Annotated in this window: 2 protein-coding genes and 1 pseudogene; 1 reads left to right on the top strand and 2 read right to left on the bottom strand. The window is 34.0% G+C overall.

From position 1 onward, the window contains the following. On the top strand, nt 1-1,882 hold a 1,882-nt coding region (locus HRU49_RS14235; RefSeq protein WP_296358325.1), incomplete at its 5' end, for a ComEC/Rec2 family competence protein. 11 nt (nt 1,883-1,893) lie between these two features. On the opposite strand, the gene HRU49_RS14240 is transcribed toward HRU49_RS14235, so the two are convergent. Together HRU49_RS14240 and HRU49_RS14245 are read right to left on the bottom strand one after the other, a co-directional pair. Continuing rightward, entirely contained in the window at nt 1,894-2,454 is a 561-nt protein-coding gene (locus HRU49_RS14240; RefSeq protein ID WP_296358327.1) for a thioredoxin fold domain-containing protein, read from the bottom strand. 104 nt (nt 2,455-2,558) lie between these two features. Then, nucleotides 2,559-3,713: pseudogene (locus tag HRU49_RS14245) on the bottom strand (MFS transporter); the annotation flags it as partial. Nucleotides 3,714-3,719: the final 6 nt, after the last annotated feature.

The following is a 3,719-nucleotide window of genomic DNA, read 5'->3' on the forward strand; positions in this document are numbered from 1 at the left end:
GCGCAGAAAGGTAAGTAAACAGCCCTTATTTGGTCTTTTGGTTTATGTTGCGATGCTTTGTATTGGTATTAATGCCTACCAAATAAAAAATGAAAAACTAAGACCTCAGCATTACACCAAAATCGACCTTAAAGAATCATATGAAAATTTTACCTTAAAAATCAAGGAACGGCTTAAACCAGATCTTTACAATGAAAAATATATTGTTAATCTGGAATCCTTCAATAGGTTGGCTACAGAAGGTCAACTCTTAATAAATGTAAGGTTAGATTCAAGCGCCATAACCTTACCTGTTGATGCATTAATATTTGCAAATGGGAAACTCCAAACCATTCAAAAGCCACTTAATCCGCATCAATTTGATTACAGTCAATATCTTGAATTAAAACAAGTGTATCATCAGCTTTATCTTGATAAAAACAGCATAAGAATTATTTCTACTGAACCAACAAGTATTTACGGATATGCGGATCAGTTAAGACGACACATTAATGCTCGACTCCTTTCATCAGGATTTGAAGACAGGACATTAAGCATAATAAATGCCTTACTTCTAGGACAGCGACAAAGCATAGATAAAACTATTTATAACAACTATGTCAATTCTGGTACTATTCACATATTGGCGGTTTCTGGACTTCATGTGGGTATACTTTTATGGATACTCAATTTTCTGTTTAGACCATTGCTCTATTTAAAGCACGGTCGTATAATAAGACCAACATTACTCATCACATTACTCTGGCTATTTGCAGTGATTGCAGGTTTATCTCCTTCAGTAACCAGAGCGGTTACCATGTTTAGCATTATAAGTATTGCCATGCACTTAAAACGACCAGCTAATATTTACAACACCTTAGCGATATCCGCTTTTATCATTTTACTATTTAAGCCAGCTTTTCTTTTTGAGGTTGGTTTTCAACTGAGTTACCTGGCTGTTTTAGGTATTGTAAGTATCCAGCCTCTGATTTACAAGCTTTGGAAACCTAAGCTATTACTAATAGACAAACTTTGGCAGATTTTTACAGTAACCCTAGCCGCCCAAATAGGTGTGGCTCCTATTGGTTTATTTTACTTCCATCAATTTCCTGGACTCTTCTTCGTCTCTAATCTGGTGGTCATTCCATTTTTAGGAGTTATTCTAGGATTTGGGCTTTTAGTGATTGTTCTAGCCTTAGTCAAGGTCTTGCCAGATTGGATAGTAACCATTTACAGTACTGTTATTGATGGATTAAATGGATTTATAGCTTGGGTTGCGCAATTTGAAGATTTTTTGCTTCGTGATATACCATTTACAGTATTACAGGTAGTACTTTGCTACACGATCATTATTAGTTTCGTTCAATTTTACAAGTTCAAATCTTATAAGTGGTTAATAACAGGATTGATTGGGATTATTAGCTTCCAGGCCCAATTAGTTTTCTCTAATCATTACAATGAATCAGAAAACTTTATAGTATTTAATAAAAGTAGACATACCATTCTTGGGCTACGACAAAACTCGCATCTCTTGGTTCATCATAATTTAGATTCCTTAAAATATCAAACCGATAAGGTCATTCAAAATTATAAGGTAGGAGAGGAAATTAATCATGTCACAACCGATAATTTAGAGTCTGTATATAAGATCAAAAATGATGAGCTGCTTGTTATAGATAGTCTTGGTATTTATAAAAATTTAAGTTTTCCACCCAATTATGTTCTTCTTAGAGACTCACCAAGAATTAACCTCAATCGTCTTATTGATAGTTTAGCACCAATAAAAATTATAGCAGATGCCAGCAACTATAAATCTTATGTGCAGCGTTGGAAAGCGACATGTACAGAAAGAAAAATCCCTTTCCATTATACAAATGAAAAGGGAGCTTATATATTTAAATGATCCTTTCTTCGTCATTCCTTAAAAGTCGGTTTAAACGTTTTATAATACTCATTAAACTTCTCTTGAGTATTCATTTCCTTGTGTTTATCCGTATTAAAGAGTTTTAAATACAACTCTATTTGTCTTGGTTTTAAGTAACCTGATATTGGCGCAATTACATTTGCCTCTTCATCAAAAAAGACCATTGTAGGATAGGCTCTAACACCTAAAGCTCTTGTAAATTGATGTGCACTATTTCTTCTATTAGCCTTTGTTGGATCGTAATTAGGATTGGTATACGTATTTTCTTTATAAGTAACCTTATCATCACCTTCGCCATTAAATTTAACAGCATAATAGTGCTTATTAATATAGTCGACGACATCTGCATTATGAAAGGTGTTTTTATCTAATAGTTTACATGGGCCGCACCAATTGGTATAAACGTCCATTATTATCTTTTTAGGCGCTGTTTTTTGAAGTTCTATCGCCTCCTCGATGGTTACCCATTGTATCTCGGTGTCTGTTGACTTGGTCATGGATTTAAATGACGCAAGAACAACAATGAGCAAGATTAGTCCTATTTTTTTCATATCAGATTTGTTGCAAATATTAGACCGAACTTACAAAAAAAGCCCCAAATAAGGGACTTTTTAAGTTAATTTAACTGATTAAATCAGTAGTGGATGTTTCGAAATTATCTAATTCCGTGCATCATTCTAAGTAATGTTTTATTTAATATTAACATTACAATTCCAGCTCCAACAGGAATAGCAGTGAATATTAAGAAGAAGGTTGCCATTCCGTATTCTTCAACGATTGGATCAATATAACTACCTGTCCAACCTGCAGTTAAGTTGGCAATAAAATTGGCAACGAACCAAATACCAAACATCATCCCAACAAGTTTTAAAGGAGCCAATTTACTAACATAAGATAAACCGACTGGTGATACGCATAATTCACCTAAAGTATGGAACAGATAAGCTAGTATTAAGAAAATCATGCTCACTGAAGCCGTCTTAGCACCAAGTGGAATACCTGCAGAACCATAAGATAAAATTCCGAATCCAAGTCCTAATAGGATTAATCCAATAGCGAATTTCACTGGACCTGACGGGTTATATTTGCTTTCCCAAACTTTTGAAAATAAGGGAGCAAAAGCAATAATAAAGAAGGAATTTAGTATCCCAAACCAAGATGCTTTTACTTCGGCAATATCTTCACTAAACTCTTTATTTAGCATCCAAATAACAATGCCCCAGATAATTACAAAACTTGTTCCTAACAAAACGTTAGATAGTGCATATTTTGCAAAAGTTTGCTTAAATAATAAGATTAGAACCCATGTAATAATCAACATTGGTACAACAGTCAATATTGCATTGAAAATTTTGAACGTCATTGCACCATCACCTTCTAAAACCCTATCTGTATAATCAGCAGCAAAAATGGTCATAGACCCTCCTGCTTGCTCAAATGCCCACCAAAAGAAAATTGTAAAAAAGGAGAATACACCAATTACCTTTAATCTATCAGACGTAATTTTTGATTTTGAAGCTGTACTCATAACTTCATCAATAGCCTCTGTAGTATCTTCGATGACATCTTCAACTGCATCATCTAACTCATCAGTATTTTTTGGAGACAAGCCGATATTTCCAAATATTTTTTGTGCAAAGTAAAATTGCAACATTCCAAAGAACATAAAAATACCCGCTAGCCCAAAACCATAGTGCCATCCTACAGTTTCACCGATATATCCGCACAATAAAATACCTAAGAAAGCTCCTGCATTAATACCCATATAAAAAATGGTATAGCCTGCATCTTTTTGTTTCCCTTGGGTTTTTTATAA

Origin of the sequence: Winogradskyella sp., from assembly GCF_013213975.1 — a bacterium.
Taxonomy (GTDB): Bacteria; Bacteroidota; Bacteroidia; order Flavobacteriales; family Flavobacteriaceae; genus Winogradskyella.